Source organism: Celeribacter neptunius (assembly GCF_900113955.1).
Taxonomy (GTDB): Bacteria; Pseudomonadota; Alphaproteobacteria; order Rhodobacterales; family Rhodobacteraceae; genus Celeribacter; species Celeribacter neptunius.
In genome coordinates this window covers 1-15,150 of sequence record NZ_FORH01000009.1, presented here as the reverse complement: position 1 = coordinate 15,150, position 15,150 = coordinate 1, and the positions used below count along the sequence as shown (strand labels likewise).

The 15,150-nt window shown below is 61.2% G+C and carries 15 protein-coding genes; 7 read left to right on the top strand and 8 right to left on the bottom strand.

The genetic code is table 11. The features are described 5' to 3' along the window. The first annotated feature begins 97 nt into the window (after positions 1–97). Both BM151_RS18785 and BM151_RS21895 read left to right on the top strand, forming a co-directional pair. Positions 98–1,303 carry a GTP-binding protein gene (locus BM151_RS18785; protein ID WP_090062486.1) on the top strand — a complete coding sequence of 402 codons (1,206 nt, stop codon included), beginning with the start codon at positions 98–100 and terminating at the stop codon, positions 1,301–1,303. Next, positions 1,282–1,584, top strand: a complete 303-nt coding sequence (locus tag BM151_RS21895) for a DUF6525 family protein (protein WP_090062484.1) — start codon at positions 1,282–1,284, stop codon at positions 1,582–1,584. Before BM151_RS18785 ends, BM151_RS21895 begins: the two co-directional genes overlap by 22 nt. On the opposite strand, the gene BM151_RS18775 is transcribed toward BM151_RS21895, so the two are convergent. Beyond that, positions 1,552–1,794, bottom strand: coding sequence for a GlsB/YeaQ/YmgE family stress response membrane protein (locus BM151_RS18775; RefSeq protein ID WP_090062481.1), 243 nt, complete (start codon positions 1,792–1,794; stop codon positions 1,552–1,554). The two genes, BM151_RS21895 and BM151_RS18775, sit on opposite strands and share 33 nt — an antisense overlap. A gap of 91 nt (positions 1,795–1,885) precedes the next feature. Further along, a complete protein-coding gene (gene dapD / locus BM151_RS18770; RefSeq protein ID WP_090062479.1) occupies positions 1,886–2,713 on the bottom strand; it encodes a 2,3,4,5-tetrahydropyridine-2,6-dicarboxylate N-succinyltransferase in 828 nt (275 codons plus the stop codon). Between the two features lie 120 nt (positions 2,714–2,833). Here dapD and BM151_RS18765 point away from each other — a divergent pair, with 120 nt between their 5' ends. Next, on the top strand, positions 2,834–3,691 hold the full coding sequence (locus tag BM151_RS18765) for an LOG family protein (protein WP_090062476.1): 858 nt from the start codon (positions 2,834–2,836) through the stop codon (positions 3,689–3,691). A gap of 16 nt (positions 3,692–3,707) precedes the next feature. On the opposite strand, the gene BM151_RS18760 is transcribed toward BM151_RS18765, so the two are convergent. Together BM151_RS18760 and BM151_RS18755 are read right to left on the bottom strand one after the other, a co-directional pair. Continuing rightward, positions 3,708–5,537: an ABC transporter ATP-binding protein gene (locus tag BM151_RS18760; protein WP_090062473.1), complete on the bottom strand. Its 1,830-nt coding sequence runs from the start codon at positions 5,535–5,537 to the stop codon at positions 3,708–3,710. A 218-nt stretch (positions 5,538–5,755) separates the two neighbouring features. Beyond that, positions 5,756–5,962 (bottom strand): hypothetical protein, encoded by a 207-nt coding sequence (locus BM151_RS18755; RefSeq protein ID WP_090062471.1) that lies wholly within the window; start codon positions 5,960–5,962, stop codon positions 5,756–5,758. 211 nt (positions 5,963–6,173) lie between these two features. On the opposite strand from BM151_RS18755, the gene BM151_RS18750 reads away from it, so the two are divergent. Beyond that, positions 6,174–6,968, top strand: coding sequence for a substrate-binding domain-containing protein (locus BM151_RS18750; protein ID WP_090062468.1), 795 nt, complete (start codon positions 6,174–6,176; stop codon positions 6,966–6,968). A gap of 79 nt (positions 6,969–7,047) precedes the next feature. Here the strand turns inward: BM151_RS18750 and rlmN are convergent, their stop codons facing one another. From rlmN to serB, 4 genes are all read right to left on the bottom strand, one after another. Continuing rightward, complete coding sequence (gene rlmN / locus BM151_RS18745; RefSeq protein ID WP_090062465.1) at positions 7,048–8,232, bottom strand: dual-specificity RNA methyltransferase RlmN; 1,185 nt, start codon at positions 8,230–8,232, stop codon at positions 7,048–7,050. 138 nt (positions 8,233–8,370) lie between these two features. Next, entirely contained in the window at positions 8,371–8,928 is a 558-nt protein-coding gene (locus tag BM151_RS18740; RefSeq protein WP_090062462.1) for an invasion associated locus B family protein, read from the bottom strand. A gap of 258 nt (positions 8,929–9,186) precedes the next feature. Next, complete coding sequence (locus BM151_RS18735; protein ID WP_090062460.1) at positions 9,187–9,945, bottom strand: TSUP family transporter; 759 nt, start codon at positions 9,943–9,945, stop codon at positions 9,187–9,189. Then, positions 9,938–10,816 (bottom strand): phosphoserine phosphatase SerB, encoded by an 879-nt coding sequence (serB, locus tag BM151_RS18730; protein WP_090062457.1) that lies wholly within the window; start codon positions 10,814–10,816, stop codon positions 9,938–9,940. Before serB ends, BM151_RS18735 begins: the two co-directional genes overlap by 8 nt. A 291-nt stretch (positions 10,817–11,107) precedes the next feature. Here serB and BM151_RS18725 point away from each other — a divergent pair, with 291 nt between their 5' ends. The 3 genes from BM151_RS18725 to BM151_RS18715 all read left to right on the top strand — a co-directional run. Beyond that, positions 11,108–12,250: a phosphoserine transaminase gene (locus BM151_RS18725; protein ID WP_090062454.1), complete on the top strand. Its 1,143-nt coding sequence runs from the start codon at positions 11,108–11,110 to the stop codon at positions 12,248–12,250. A gap of 126 nt (positions 12,251–12,376) precedes the next feature. Then, positions 12,377–13,969 carry a phosphoglycerate dehydrogenase gene (serA, locus tag BM151_RS18720; RefSeq protein ID WP_090062451.1) on the top strand — a complete coding sequence of 531 codons (1,593 nt, stop codon included), beginning with the start codon at positions 12,377–12,379 and terminating at the stop codon, positions 13,967–13,969. A 147-nt stretch (positions 13,970–14,116) separates the two neighbouring features. Beyond that, positions 14,117–15,150 (top strand): S-(hydroxymethyl)glutathione dehydrogenase/class III alcohol dehydrogenase (locus tag BM151_RS18715; protein WP_090062447.1); only part of this gene is annotated, 1,034 nt, incomplete at its 3' end.

The following is a 15,150-nucleotide window of genomic DNA, read 5'->3' as shown; positions in this document are numbered from 1 at the left end:
GATCATCGCTCTCGCAAGGCAGCTTGACGTTATGTTATTACATATCTATTCTCTCGCCCTGTTTCACACACTCTATCTCTCCATAAAGGATCGCCCCATGGCTGAACGTCTCCCCGTCACCGTCCTCTCCGGCTTTCTCGGCTCCGGCAAGACCACTCTGCTCAATCGCCTGTTGAACAACCGCGCCGGGCTCAAGGTTGCGGTCATCGTCAATGACATGTCCGAGGTGAATATCGACGCCGACCTGGTGCGTCAGGCTGGTGCAGACCTGTCGCGTACCGAGGAAAAACTAGTCGAGATGAGCAACGGCTGCATTTGCTGCACGCTCCGCGACGATCTTTTGACCGAGGTGCGCCGCCTCGCGGAGGCCGGTCAGTATGACTATCTCTTGATCGAATCCACCGGCATTGCCGAACCGCTGCCGGTCGCCGCCACATTCGCGTTTCGGGATGAGGCCGGCGAAAGTCTCGACGACGTCGCTCGACTCGACACCATGGTCACCGTGGTCGATGCCGCCAATATGCTGAATGACTATTCCAGCCATGATTTCTTGGAGGACCGTGGCGAGGTGGCGGGCGAAGGCGATATGCGTCGCATCGTCGACCTGCTGGTCGATCAGATCGAATTCGCCGATGTCATCATCCTGAACAAGGTGAGCGACGCCGGAGCGGAGAAGGTCCTCGCCGCGCGCAAGATCATCGCCGCGCTCAACCCCGATGCCAAGGTGATCGAAAGCGATTTCTCCGAGGTGGCGAGCGACGAGGTTCTCGGCACCGGCCGCTTCGACTTTGACCGCGCGCATGAACATCCGCTCTGGGCGAAAGAGCTTTATGGCTTTGCCAATCACGTGCCCGAAACCGATGAATACGATGTCAGCAGCTTTGTCTACCGCGCCCGGCGTCCTTTCGATCCGACCGAGATCGAACGGGTGCTGAATGGCGATCTGCCCGGGGTGATCCGTGCGAAAGGCCATCTCTGGCTCGCCACACGGCCCGATTGGGCGGTGGAATTCTCCATGGCCGGCGCGCTCAGCACGATCAAGCCGCTGGGCCAATGGTGGGCCGCCGTGCCGGAACACTATTGGCCCGCCCATCCGGAAGGTCAGGCCCAGATTGCCGAGGTCTGGGTCGACGGGTTCGGTGACCGGCGTCAGGAGCTCGTGTTCATCGGCTCCGGCATGAATGAGACACAGATCCGCGCCAAACTCGATGCCGCACTGATCGGACCAGAGGATCATTTCGACCCAAACCTGGCCCAAAGCCTCGCCGATCCCTTCCCGCAATGGACACGAGCATCTGCGTGAGAAATCTGAGCAGCAGTTTGAAGCGCCGCAGGCGCGCGGGCGATCCGATGCGGGAGTTCGACTGCTTGCCCCGCCCTCTGCGGCGCTGGCTGTCACAGGCCGCCCTGCCCTGGTCGCCGCGCTCGGCGCGGCGGCTCTGGCTGTCTGCGCTCAAGGATCACGATGGGTGCGAAAAACGCGCTCTGGCACATCTCTCCTCGGTCGAGGCCAGACGGCTCGCGACGGACATTTTCAGTCTCGAACCCGGCTCAACGAAAGCGGCGTCCCACCCAGATCAATAGGATCGCGCCAAAGACCCCGACCACCAGCTGCGGCAGCCAGCTGTTCTGGGCATAGATCCCGAGCGTGGAGAGGATCAGGTTCAGGACAAAAGCCCCGATGATGCCCAAAAGGATGTTCGCGAACAGCCCGGTTCTGGCCTCCATCAAACGGCTGGCGATCCAGCCCGCGAAGCCACCAACAATGATCGAAGCGATCAGCCCAAGTCCCATAAATCTCTCCTCTCTGCGACATCACCAAAACGAGCGGGCGCGCAAAGGTTGCCCTCTGCGCGCCCGCCTCATGGTCTTGATGTAAGCACGATCAGTCGCGAAGCAACTCGTTGATGCCGGTTTTGGAACGGGTCTGCGCATCGACGCGTTTCACGATCACCGCGCAATAGAGGCTGACGTTGTTCTTCGACGGCATGGAGCCGGCGACGACCACCGAATAGGGCGGCACTTCGCCATACATCACTTCGCCGGTCTCGCGATCGACGATCTTGGTGGATTTGCCGATGAACACGCCCATGCCGAGCACGGAGCCTTCGCGGACGATACAGCCCTCGACGACTTCGGAGCGCGCACCGATGAAACAGTTGTCCTCGATGATGGTCGGGCCGGCCTGCATCGGTTCCAGCACGCCGCCGATGCCGACACCGCCGGAGAGGTGGACGTTCTTGCCGATCTGGGCACAGGAGCCGACGGTGGCCCATGTGTCGACCATGGTGCCCTCATCGACGTAAGCGCCGAGGTTCACGAAAGACGGCATCAGCACCACGCCCGGGGCGATATAGGCGGATTTGCGCACCACCGCATTGGGCACGGCACGGAAGCCGGCGGCCTGCCAGGCATTGTCACCCCAGCCCTTGAACTTGCTGTCGACCTTGTCCCACCAGCTGCCGCCTTGCGGACCGTTGTCATGCATTTCCATATCTTTGATGCGGAACCCCAGAAGCACGGCCTTCTTGGCCCACTGGTTCACATGCCAATCACCGCTATCGAGTTTCTCGGCCACCCGCAGCTTGCCACTGTCGAGCGCATTGAGCGTATCCTCGATGGCTTCGCGGGTCTCGCCACCCGTGGAGGGGGTGATGGTATCGCGCGCGTCCCACGCGGCTTCAATGGCGGCTTCGAGCTGTGCATTCGACATGAGGGTCTCCGAGGTCGTCGTGGAAGTTTCGTTCCCGCAGGCTATAGTCGCTCCGAACCCGTCGCGCAATCGATGAGCGCGCACAGGGGACGAGACAAAACGACCTAAGAGGCAAAGACAATGACCGAGCAACCGCACATCACCCGTCGCCATCCGTTGCGCGACAGCCGTATCGATCAGGACACGGCGCGCCAGATCCCCGACACGCCACAGACCCGCTCGCCCTCCTATCCGCTGGCCTTCAACGATCCCGAATTCATGCTGCGCGATCAACTGCGCCCGGTGCGGCTGCAATTGGAACTGCTGAAACCTGAGATCATGATGGAGGAATTCGGGGTCGAAAGCACCATCGTCATGTTCGGCGGCGCCCGCATCCCGGCCCCCGACCAAAGGCACACCGCCAAGACCGAGACGCTGGCCGAGCTGTCGAGTTTTTATGACGAGGCGCGCGACTTTGCCCGGATCATGACCGAACGCGCCAAGAACAACGGTCACAAGGAAAACGTCATCGTCACCGGCGGCGGTCCCGGCGTGATGGAAGCTGGCAACCGTGGCGCAAAGGACGCCGGCGGGCTTTCCATGGGGCTCAATATCGTGCTGCCGCATGAGCAGGCGCCGAATGAATATGTCACCCCGGAACTCTGTTTCAACTTCCACTATTTCGCCGTGCGCAAGATGCATTTCCTGATGCGCGCCAAGGCCATCGTCGTGTTCCCCGGCGGCTTCGGCACGCTGGACGAAATGTTCGAGAGCCTGACGCTGATCCAGACCGGGCGGATGAATCAGGTGCCTTTCCTGCTGTTCGGCAAGAGTTTCTGGGAAAAGATCATCAATTGGGAGGCGCTGGCCGACGCCGGAACGATTTCACGCGACGATCTCGATCTGTTCAAATTCGTCGAAACCGCGGAAGAGGCGGTGGCGGCGATCGACAGTTGGACCGCACAGGAAGAACGCCGGGCGAATATCCCGGGGCGCTGAACACGCCCCGGATTCATCAATCCTTGGCCAGAAAGCCGCCGGACTGGCGCGCCCAAAGATCGGCATAAAGCCCGCCTTTGGCGACCAGCGCCTCATGCGAGCCGTTCTCGACCACACGGCCATGATCGAGCACCACGATCCGGTCCATCCGGGCAATCGTGGACAGGCGGTGAGCGATGGCGATCACCGTCTTGCCCTCCATCACACCGTAAAGCGTATCCTGAATGGCCGCCTCCACCTCACTGTCCAGAGCCGAGGTCGCCTCGTCGAGAATCAGGATCGGCGCATCTTTCAGAATGACCCGCGCGATGGCGATCCTCTGGCGTTGCCCGCCCGAGAGTTTTACCCCGCGTTCGCCGACATAGGCGTCATAGCCGGTGCGGCCCTCGCGGTCCTGCAATCCCATGATGAACTTATGCGCCTCGGCCCGTTTGGCAGCGGCGATCATCATCTCTTCGCTGGCCTCGGGACGCCCGTAGAGCAGATTGGCCCGCACCGAACGGTGCATGAGCGAACTGTCCTGGGTCACCATGCCGATGGCCTGACGCAGGCTGTCCTGTGTCACGTCACTGACATTCTGGCCGTCGATCAGGATGCGCCCCGCTTCGGCGTCGCGCATCCGCAACAGCAGATTGACGAAGCTCGACTTGCCGGCGCCCGAACGCCCCACCAGACCAATCTTCTGCCCCGCCGGGATGGTCAGGCTGACATGATCCAAACCACCGGTGCCCTTGCCATAATGGTGGCTCAGATCCTCGATCCGGATCTCCCCCTTTGTCAGGCCAAGCGCCGGCGCCTCTGGCGCATCCACCACCGAATGCGCGACCGAGATCGAACGCAGACCCTCGCGGATCACACCGGATTGCTCGAACAGGCGAATGACGATCCAGGAAATCCAGCCGGACATGCCGCTCAAACGGTTGACCAGCGTCAGCGCCACGGCAATCGCCCCCACGGTCATGTCGTCGTGCAGCCAGAGCCAGATCGCAGGCCCGATCAGCATCACCATCATGATACCATTGAGCAGGTTGAGGCCAAAGGACAGCTCGGTCATCAGCCGCAGGAAGCGTTGAAAATTGAGCCGGAGCCGTTTCAGCGACGACAGGGCAAATTGTGCCTCGCGCCCGCCATGGGCAAAGAGTTTCACCGATTCGACATTGGCATAGGCATCGACGATCCGGCCCGCGGTGCGCGACCGGGCATCGGAATGCTTTTCCGAGGCGGCGCCAACCCGGCGCGCCAGTGACCGGACATAGAGCCCGTAGGCAAAGGCCCAGAGCAAGAGCGGAATGGCCAGGCGTGGATCGAGATCGGAGAGCATCACCACCGCCGCCGCGACATAGGCCACGGCATAGACGATCGCCTCGAAGAACATATAGACGCTGTCCTCGGTCGCACCGCCGAGTTGCATCACCCGGTTCGACAGACGCCCGGCAAAATCATTCTGAAAGAAGGTCGAGGACTGGCCCAGAAGCCAGTGATGCGCGCGCCAACGGACCTGTTCTTGCATATTGCCGGCCAGTGTCTGCTCCAGCAGAAGATGCTGCAGGAGCACGGCTGCTGGGCGCAACAGCAGGACCACTAGGGCCACGCCCATGAGCTCGAGCCCATACCGCCCGATAAAGGCCTCCGGCCCGGTGGCGGTCATCAGGTCGATCAACCGACCGCCGTAAAAGATCAATCCGATCTCAATGATGGCAACCAGAACACCGCTGGCCGCCAGCCAGGGCAGGACACGCGCAAAGGGCCGGAGCTGTTCCCGCATGAAGCCGAAATAGCTGCCCGGCGGGGTGGTGTTGCGATGCGAGGTAAAGGGATCGACGAGATTTTCGAAAAAACGGAACATGCGGAATGCCCTCCGGGCAAAAAAATTGGTGCAAAAGATGAATGGCGGGCCATCGGCCAGCCGTCACAGGGACCGGGCCTTAGCCTTGGCGTGGGTTATCCCTGTGATGATCCATCGTGCACCTCCGTCATGTTCACATAATCCTGATACCCGCCCGCGGCGGATGAGTCATACAAAATTTTTGCAACAGTGGGTTGCGACGCAAGATTTCGCGCAGATCAGCGCGACGCTTGTCCCGGAGCCTGTGGCGAAGCAGGTTCTGCATGGCCCTCGATCGTCATATGCGCACGCACCACCCGGTCCTGCATATAGCGATCCAACGCCATGTCCTGAATGATCTTGCCAAGCGTCTGGCCGCTGTCACGCGCCAGAAGATGCAGCATGTCTACCGTGCTCTCCGGCAAAAGAATCGTCAGCTTTTCCATCGTTACATCCTTTGAAACATCACCCGAAACCATGCCCACAACCATGCCCTGAGCACGGTTAAAGCCGCGTTATCGATCCCCAACCTTCCGCCCCCCGCACCACGCGAACGGCAGTCTCACGGCCATGTGACCCCGCTTCAGGGAATAACCGGACCGCTGCCGATGTATCTCCCCTGCGCAGATCGCGCGATTTTGCAAAATGGAGACCCCCATGCGTATGACACTCCTCACCGCCGCTTTGCTCGCCTCGGCGGCCCCTCTCTTCGCCCAGAGCTCGAGCCTCTACGACCCGGCGATCATACATGCCCCGCAGGATGGCGTGGTGAAGCTTTACGGTGCCGGCGGGCCACACACCGCGTTTCAGAAGGTCGCCGATGTCTGGATGGAAAAAACCGGCAACAAGATCGAAATCATCGCCGGTCCGGAAAGCAAATGGTCGCCGATGGCCCAGGCCGATGCCGACATTCTCTGGGGCACCTCGGAACAGTCGATGACCGCCTTTCTCGAGACCTATAAGACTTTTTCCTCCGATCAGGTCGAGCCGATCTACATCCGCCCGACCATCATCGCCGTCAAACAGGGCAATCCGAAAGGCATCAAGGGCTTTGACGATCTTCTGGCCCCCGGCATGAAAATCGTCGTGACCGAAGGCGCGGGGGTCTATAACACCTCGGGCACCGGTGCCTGGGAAGATGTCGCGGGACGTCTCGGCAATCTGGGGGATGTGACCGCGTTCCGCAAGAATATCACCGCTTTCGCCAAGGGCTCCGGCGCCAGCTACCGCGCCTTTGGCGAACAGGATGCCGATGCCTGGATCACCTGGCCGAACTGGCCCGCCACCAAGGATGATCTCGAGCAGATCGATCTGGCGCCCGAACGCACCGTCTGGCGCGATGTCAACGTCGCCCTGTCGCCGCTGGCCGATGCGGAAGCCGCGGCGTTCCTGGCCTTTCTGGTCACCGATGAGGCGCAAGAGCTGATGAAAACCGAAGGTTGGCTGCGCTGAGACCCGCGCACATCCCGCGCAACAAAAAGGGCCGGTCTGTCCTCGACCGGCCCTTCGTCATTTCGATTGAACACGGGGCTCAGAGCCCGGCGTCCGCCTCGATCTGTTTGCGCGACTTGCGCGCACGCTCGGTGGCGGATTTGAGCTGGCCACAGGCGGCCATGATATCCTCGCCCCGCGGCGTGCGGATCGGTGAGGCATAGCCTGCCTGCATCAGGATCGTGGCAAAGGCACGGATCCGGTTGTTCGAACTGCGCTCATAGGGCGAGCCGGGCCATTCGTTGAACGGGATCAGGTTGATCTTTGCCGGAATCTGGTAGTCCTTGAGGAGTTGCACGAGACGACGCGCATCCTCATCCGTGTCATTGATGCCCTTGAGCATGACATATTCAAAGGTGATCCGCTCCGAATTGGTGGCCTTGGGATATTCGCTCAGGGCCTCCAGAAGCTTCTCGATATTCCACTTCTTGTTGATCGGCACCAGCACGTCGCGGGTCTCGTCGGTGGTCGCGTGGAAGGACACGGCCAGCAGACAGCCGATCTCCTGCGCGGTGCGGTGGATCTCCGGCACCACCCCCGAGGTCGAAAGCGTGATCCGGCGGCGGCCCAGCGCGATACCTTCACCATCCATGACGATCTTCATCGCGTCGCGGACGTTTTCGAAATTGTACAGGGGTTCACCCATGCCCATCAGAACAATGTTGGACAGCAGGCGCCCGCCATCATTGGCCGCGCCTTTTTCCGGCCATTCATCGAGATCGTCCCGCGCCATCATCACCTGACCGACAATCTCGGCAGCGGTGAGGTTGCGCACAAGCTTCTGCGTGCCGGTGTGGCAGAAGGAACAGGTCAGCGTACAACCGACCTGCGAAGAGACGCAGAGCGTACCGCGGCCTTCCTCCGGGATATAGACCACCTCGACCTCGTGACCGCCATTGATCCGCACGAGATATTTGCGAGTGCCGTCCTCGGAGACCTGTTTCGAGACCACCTCGGGCACGCGCACCTCGAACTTTTCGGCAAGTTCGGCACGGTAGGCCTTGGCGAGGTTGGTCATCTCGGCGAAATCGCGCACGCCCCATTGGTAGATCCATTGCCAGATCTGGCCCGCGCGCATTTTCGCCTGTTTCTCCGGCGTGCCATTTTCGATCAGGACCTGACGCAGCGCATCACGGGTCAGCCCGACAAGATTGATCTTGTCGGTGGGCGTTTCCTTGCGCGGAAAAGTCATCACATCCTGCGTAATCGGTGCGCTGGGGTCCATGGCGGGTCTCTTCAATATGGTGATTAAGCGGCGCTCATAACGGATTCTCGAGCGTTATGGAAGGGATTTGGCCGGATATGCAAAGACCCCGCCAAAGCGGGGCCTCGATTCATCGGGTCTCGAACGCCGCGAAGGCCGTTACTGGGCGCAGCGCTTGGCCGCATCTTCCACGGAGGCGGTAAAGCCCAGAAGCGAGAATGTGTCCTTGGTGATCGTGCCGCGCGCGGAGCGCCCGGTCAGCGTCGCCGAGGCGCCGCGTTTCATCGCCGCGATGATCTTGGCATCATCCTCGGCGGTCACGGCCCAGGCGGTTTCCTTCTCTTCCTTGGTCGGCAGATCGGCATTGGTGAACAACGTGAACTCGGTGCCGCCGATCTCCATCGTCACACCGGAGCCGGGGGCAAACGGATAGCCGCCGAGGAAGGACACCTGACCATTGACGCCATTGCCCGGCGCATAGGTCACGAACAGCATGATCTCGGAACGCGTCACCGATTTCGGGCGCCCGGCGCTGTCGGTGTTGAGCGTCTCTTTCGGGATCGACACGGCCCAGCAGGACTTCGCCGGCTCGCTCTCTTCATAGACGTACCAATCGGTGTTGGAGCCGACCTGATTGGTGCTTTCCTGTGCCAGTGCGGGACCGGTGACGATCACCGCCGCTGCGGCAAGCAGGGTCTGTTTCACGGAAAAGCTCATGTTCTCTCGCTGCCTCTCATTTGCGGCCATTCCGACCGGTCTCTGGCCCTCGTGACCCATTCGTCCGCTGTCTATAGCTGCGGTTTGGAAACAGGGTCAGGCCGAATTACATCAACTGCGGGCACAGTAACGTAATTCCGCCGAATTGGGAAAGGCCCTTGGCAGAAATTCGCTGAAACGTGAAAGGGCCGCAAACCAACCCGCCCCCTGTGCGATCACCGGCCGCCGGCATCAGCCCCATACGGGCTTCAATCCGGCTCAAAACCATTCAGAAATCAGTTTGAGCGCCAGCGCGGTCGAGGCGATCACCAGAACCGGTTTGATCAGCTTGGCGCCCACCTTGGTGGCCAGTGTCGAGCCGACATAAGCCCCGGCGATCTGCGCCACGCCCATGGCGAGGCCGAGCATCCACAGGGGTTTCGCGACCAGCACGAAACCGACCACGCCGCCGATGTTGGAGGCAAAATTCAACAGCTTGGTATGCGCCGTGGCCTTGAGGATGCCGTAGCCCGCGAGGCTGACGAACCCGAGCATGAAAAACGCACCGGTGCCGGGGCCAAGCAAGCCGTCGTAAAACCCGATGAAGGGCACGAAGGTCGCCGTAAAGATCAGCGGCGTGATCCTTGCGCTGCGGTCGATATCGTTGAGACCGGGCCGGAAGGCAAAGAACAGCGCCACCGCGATCAGCAACACCGGCAGGCCGAGACGGATCACATCGATGGGCAGCGAACTCGCCAAAAGCGCGCCACAGACGGCGCCGAGGAACGACAGCCCCGCCGCACCGATCTGTTTGCGCAGATCGACATGCCCGGCGCGCGCATAGTTCAGCGCCGCCGTCCCCGCGCCGAACAGGCCTTGTACCTTATTCGTCGCCAGCGCCTGCACCGGCGGGATGCCCGACAAGAGCAGCACCGGAATGGTGATCAGCCCGCCACCGCCGGCGATCGAATCGACAAACCCGGCGACGAAAGCCGCGCCGACCAGGATCATCAACAGGTCAAATGAGACTTCAAACACCCGCGAACTCGGATTTGGCGTAGCCCTGCACGTAAAGCAGCGCGGAGAGATCGCCATGGTTGATGCGAATCTCGCATTCGGCGGCGACCGAGGGTTTTGCGTGCAATGCCACGCCGAAGCCCGCCAGTTTCAACATGCCGAGATCATTGGCACCGTCCCCGACCGCGATCACCTCGTCATGGGCGAGACCCAGCCGTGCGGTGATCTCTTCGAGCGCCCGCACCTTCGCCTCACGACCGAGAATCGGCAGACCGGGCTTGCCCACGAGCTTGCCATCCTCGACCAGAAGCCTGTTGGCGCGATTCTCGTCGAACCCCAACGCCTCGGCCACAAACCCGGTGAAAGCGGTGAAACCGCCGGAGACCAGCGCGCAATAGGCGCCCGCGTCTTTCATCGTCGCCAAAAGCGCCTTGCCACCGGGCATGAAACTGATCCGTTCGTCGATGACCTGTTGGATAACGCTTTCCGGCAGGTCCTTCAAAAGCCCGACCCGCTCGGTCAGCGCGCCTTCGAAATCCAGCTCGCCATTCATCGCCTTGGCAGTGATCTCCTTGACCCGCTCGCCGACGCCGGCGACATCCGCCAGCTCGTCGATGCATTCCTGTTGAATCATCGTCGAGTCCATATCGGCCAGGAGCATCTTCTTCTGCCGGCCTTCGGCGGGCGTCACAATCAAATCGATCCCTTGGGTCTGAAGGCCCTGCCAGACATCCCATTGATTCGACGGCACGCTTTCGACCGTGAATTCCGCGGCCTCGCCCAGCGCCAGCCATTTCAGATCGCCTCCGCCCCAGGCCGAGCGCAGCGCGTCCGCAGTGGTCAGGTTGAGCGCCGGCGCGGCGGGGTTTGTCAAAAGAATGCAGCTGTACATGAAGGCCTCCGTTTGGCGCCTGTCTACGCAATAGAACAGGCCAGTTCCAGCCACTGTTTGTGCAATCTTCAGCGCGCGATTTTCACGCCTCTATGCGCACCACCATGCACACCGCCACGCGCGGACGCAGAATTTCCGATCGGAAACAATCCAGATCATCTGCGACATATGTCGGATAAAAATACGACGCGAAGACGCGAATTTCAGTTGCCGAACGTCGAGAAACCGCCTAATTCGATCCGCGGGACACCTCTCCCCAACGAGAGGCATTTATCTGGAAGGATAGCATATATGGCTACCAAGCACCCGCAGTCGCGCCCCGCGAATCCGCGTTTCTCTTCTGGCCCCTGCGCCAAAATCCCCAATTATTCTCTCGATATGCTGGCTGACGCGCCCCTGGGCCGTTCGCACCGTGCCAAAGTTGGCAAGGACAAGCTGAAAGCCGCAATCGAAACCACCCGCGAGATCCTGGGCATCCCGGCCGATTACAAGATCGGCATCGTCCCCGCCTCCGACACCGGCGCCGTCGAAATGGCGCTCTGGTCGCTTCTGGGCGAACGCAAGGCCACCATGTGTGCCTGGGAAAGCTTTGGCGCGGGCTGGGTCACCGACGTGGTGAAACAGCTCAAGATCGACGCCGAGGTGAAAACCGCCGACTACGGCCAGATCGTCGATTTCGCCGATGTGGACTTCAACACCGATGTGGTCTTCACCTGGAACGGCACCACCTCGGGGGTGCGCGTGCCGAATGGCGATGCGATCCCGGCCGACCGTGAAGGTCTGACCATCTGTGATGCGACCTCGGCCGCTTTCGCGATGGATCTGCCCTGGGACAAGCTCGATGTCACCACCTTCTCCTGGCAGAAGGTGATGGGCGGCGAAGCGGCCCATGGCATGCTGATCCTCTCGCCGCGCGCTGTCGAACGTCTCGAAAGCTACACCCCGGCCTGGCCGCTGCCGAAAATCTTCCGCCTGACCAAAGGCGGCAAGCTGATCGACGGCATCTTCACCGGCGCGACGATCAACACGCCGTCCATGCTCGCCGTCGAGGATTACCTCGTGGCTCTCGATTGGGCGAAAAAAGTCGGAGGTCTTCAAGGCCTTATCGCGCGTTCCACCACGAATGCGAAAGTGCTCTGGGACTTCTGCGACCGCAACGACTGGATCGCCAATCTCGCCGAAGACGAGGCAACGCGCTCCAACACCTCGGTCTGCCTGAAGTTCACCGACGCACGCATCAAAGACGGCGCCGCCTTTGCCAAGGCCGTGGCCAAGAAACTCGAAGATTACAACGCCGCCTATGACATCGGCGCCTATCGTGATGCCCCCGCGGGCCTGCGCGTCTGGTGCGGTGCGACGGTCGAATCCTCGGATATCGAAGCCCTGACGCTCTGGCTCAAATGGGCCTTCGAAGAGTGCATCGCCGATCAGTAAGAGCTGATTGTGACGGTCGGCAAAGCGTCGGACTTTCGTCGGACATTTGCCGGACCCCATAGGATCAAAGCGCCGGGCGGCCCCGCCCGGCCCCCAATCCCAACATATTCCTGAGGAGTGCCCAACATGGCCCCCAAAGTTCTCGTCTCCGACAAACTCTCGGAAACCGCCGTTCAGATCTTTCGCGATCGCGGCATCGACGTCGATTTCATGCCGGAACTCGGCAAAGACAAAGAAAAACTCGCCGAGGTGATCGGCAAATATGACGGTCTGGCGATCCGCTCCGCCACCAAGGTGACCCCGTCGCTTCTCGAGCATGCCGACAATCTGAAAGTCGTCGGCCGTGCCGGCATCGGCACCGACAACGTCGACAAGGAAGCCGCCTCGAAGAAAGGCGTGATCGTGATGAACACGCCGTTCGGCAACATGATCACCACCGCCGAACACGCCATCGCGATGATGTTCGCCGTGGCCCGTCAGATCCCGGAAGCCTCCGCCTCGACCCATGCCGGCAAATGGGAAAAGTCGAAATTCATGGGCACCGAGCTGACCGCCAAGACGCTCGGCGTCATCGGCGCCGGCAACATCGGTGGTATCGTCTGCAACCGTGCGCTGGGTCTCAAGATGAAAGTGATCGCCTATGATCCCTTCCTCTCGGAAGAACGCGCCGCCGAGATGGGCGTCGAGAAAGTCGAGCTCGACGAGCTTCTGAAACGCGCCGATTTCATCACGCTGCATGTGCCGCTGACCGACAGCACCCGCAACATCCTCTCGAAAGAAAATCTCGAGAAGACCAAGAAAGGCGTGCGCATCATCAACTGTGCCCGTGGTGGTCTGGTCGATGAGGTGGCTCTGGCCGAGCTGTTGAAATCCGGTCATGTCGCCGGCGCCGCTTTCGACGTGTTTGCAGAAGAGCCCGCCACCGAGAACGTGTTGTTCGGCCTTCCGAACGTGGTCTGCACCCCGCACCTCGGCGCCTCCACCACGGAAGCCCAGGAAAACGTGGCGCTGCAAGTGGCGGAGCAGATGTCCAACTACCTCTTGGACGGCGCCGTCGAAAATGCGCTCAACATGCCCTCGATGACCGCCGAAGAAGCCAAGGTCATGGGCCCCTGGGTGAAACTGGCCGAAAGCCTCGGCTCCTTCATCGGGCAGGTCACCGAGGAAGCCATCGAGACCATCAACATCACCTATGATGGTGTCGCGTCCGAAATGAACCTCAAGGCGCTGGAAGCCGCCGTGGTCGCCGGCATCATGCAGGCGGTGAACCCGGATGTGAACATGGTCTCGGCCCCGCTGATCGCCAAGGAGCGCGGCATCCAGATCTCGAAAACCACCCAGGATGCTTCCGGCACCTTCGAGGGGTACATCAAGCTCGATATCCAGACCGTCGAGAAATACCGCACCATCGCCGGCACGGTCTTCTCCGATGGCAAGCCGCGCTTCATCCAGATCAAAGGGATCACCATCGATTCCGAAGTGGGTGAGCACATGCTCTACACCACCAACCAGGATACGCCCGGCATCATCGGCAAACTCGGCACGCTTCTGGCCGAGCATGACGAGAACATCGCCAACTTCACCCTCGGCCGCGCCAAGGCCGGTGGCGACGCGATCGCGATGACCTTCCTCGACACGCCGATCAAACCGGAAACGGTCAAGGCGTTGAAAGATTCCGGCCTGTTCCAGCGTGTGATCCCGCTGCATTTCAAGGCCTGATCGCACAGGCACCTTTTTAAAATCTATCAGGAGGGCCGCTGGACAAATCAGCGGCCCTTCGTCTTTTTGTGGCCTAACGCAGCGTCAGGACGTTACCATGCGTCAACACACAACGGGGCGAGGGCCCCAACTGGAAGGAAAGAGCCCATGAGAACCAAAGCCGCCGTTGCCCTTGAGGCCGGGAAGCCGCTCGAGATTATGGAAGTCGAGCTCGAAGGTCCGAAGAAGGGCGAAGTTCTGATCGAGGTGAAGGCCACCGGGCTGTGTCACACCGACGAATTCACCCGCTCTGGCGCCGATCCGGAGGGGATCTTTCCCTGTATCCTCGGCCATGAGGGCGCCGGTGTGGTGCTCGAGGTGGGCGAAGGCGTGACCACGCTGAAACCCGGCGATCACGTGATCCCGCTCTATACGCCCGAGTGCCGCGAATGCCCGTCCTGCCTGTCGGGCAAGACCAACCTCTGCACCGCCATTCGCAACACCCAGGGCCAGGGCCTGATGCCCGATGGCACCACGCGGTTCTCGATGCTCGATGGCACGCCGATCTACCATTACATGGGCTGCTCGACCTTCGCCAACCACACGGTGATGCCGGAGATTGCCCTGGCGAAAGTCCGCGAGGACGCGCCGTTCGACAAGATCTGCTACATCGGTTGCGGCGTGACCACCGGCATCGGCGCGGTGATCAACACCGCCGGTGTCGAGATCGGCGCGACGGCGGCCGTCTTCGGTCTCGGTGGCATCGGGCTGAACGTGATCCAGGGGTTGCGCATGGCCGGGGCCGACATGATCATCGGCGTCGATCTCAACGATGACAAAGAGGAAATGGCCCGCAAATTCGGCCTGACCCATTTCATCAACCCGACGAAGATCGAGGGCACCGTGGTCGAGGAGATCGTCAACCTGACCAAGCGTGGCGCCGATCAGATCGGCGGCGTGGATTACAGCTTTGATGCCACCGGCAACGTCAAGGTGATGCGCGATGCGCTCGAATGCAGCCACCGCGGCTGGGGCGTTTCCGTCGTGATCGGCGTGGCACCTTCGGGGGCCGAGATCTCGACCCGTCCGTTCCAGCTGGTGACCGGCCGGGTCTGGAAAGGCACGGCGTTTGGCGGCGCCAAGGGCCGCACCGATGTGCCGAAATTCGTCGAATGGTACATGGACGGCAAGATCGAGATCGA

Bases quoted from the DNA above. Each gene is read 5' to 3' on its own strand.
- BM151_RS18785 (WP_090062486.1), top strand. From the start codon at position 98: ATGGCTGAACGTCTCCCCGTCACCGTCCTCTCCGGCTTTCTCGGCTCC.
- BM151_RS21895 (WP_090062484.1), top strand. From the start codon at position 1,282: ATGGACACGAGCATCTGCGTGAGAAATCTGAGCAGCAGTTTGAAGCGC.
- BM151_RS18775 (WP_090062481.1), bottom strand. From the start codon at position 1,794: ATGGGACTTGGGCTGATCGCTTCGATCATTGTTGGTGGCTTCGCGGGC.
- dapD (WP_090062479.1), bottom strand. From the start codon at position 2,713: ATGTCGAATGCACAGCTCGAAGCCGCCATTGAAGCCGCGTGGGACGCG.
- BM151_RS18765 (WP_090062476.1), top strand. From the start codon at position 2,834: ATGACCGAGCAACCGCACATCACCCGTCGCCATCCGTTGCGCGACAGC.
- BM151_RS18760 (WP_090062473.1), bottom strand. From the start codon at position 5,537: ATGTTCCGTTTTTTCGAAAATCTCGTCGATCCCTTTACCTCGCATCGC.
- BM151_RS18755 (WP_090062471.1), bottom strand. From the start codon at position 5,962: ATGGAAAAGCTGACGATTCTTTTGCCGGAGAGCACGGTAGACATGCTG.
- BM151_RS18750 (WP_090062468.1), top strand. From the start codon at position 6,174: ATGCGTATGACACTCCTCACCGCCGCTTTGCTCGCCTCGGCGGCCCCT.
- rlmN (WP_090062465.1), bottom strand. From the start codon at position 8,232: ATGGACCCCAGCGCACCGATTACGCAGGATGTGATGACTTTTCCGCGC.
- BM151_RS18740 (WP_090062462.1), bottom strand. From the start codon at position 8,928: ATGAGCTTTTCCGTGAAACAGACCCTGCTTGCCGCAGCGGCGGTGATC.
- serB (WP_090062457.1), bottom strand. From the start codon at position 10,816: ATGTACAGCTGCATTCTTTTGACAAACCCCGCCGCGCCGGCGCTCAAC.
- BM151_RS18725 (WP_090062454.1), top strand. From the start codon at position 11,108: ATGGCTACCAAGCACCCGCAGTCGCGCCCCGCGAATCCGCGTTTCTCT.
- serA (WP_090062451.1), top strand. From the start codon at position 12,377: ATGGCCCCCAAAGTTCTCGTCTCCGACAAACTCTCGGAAACCGCCGTT.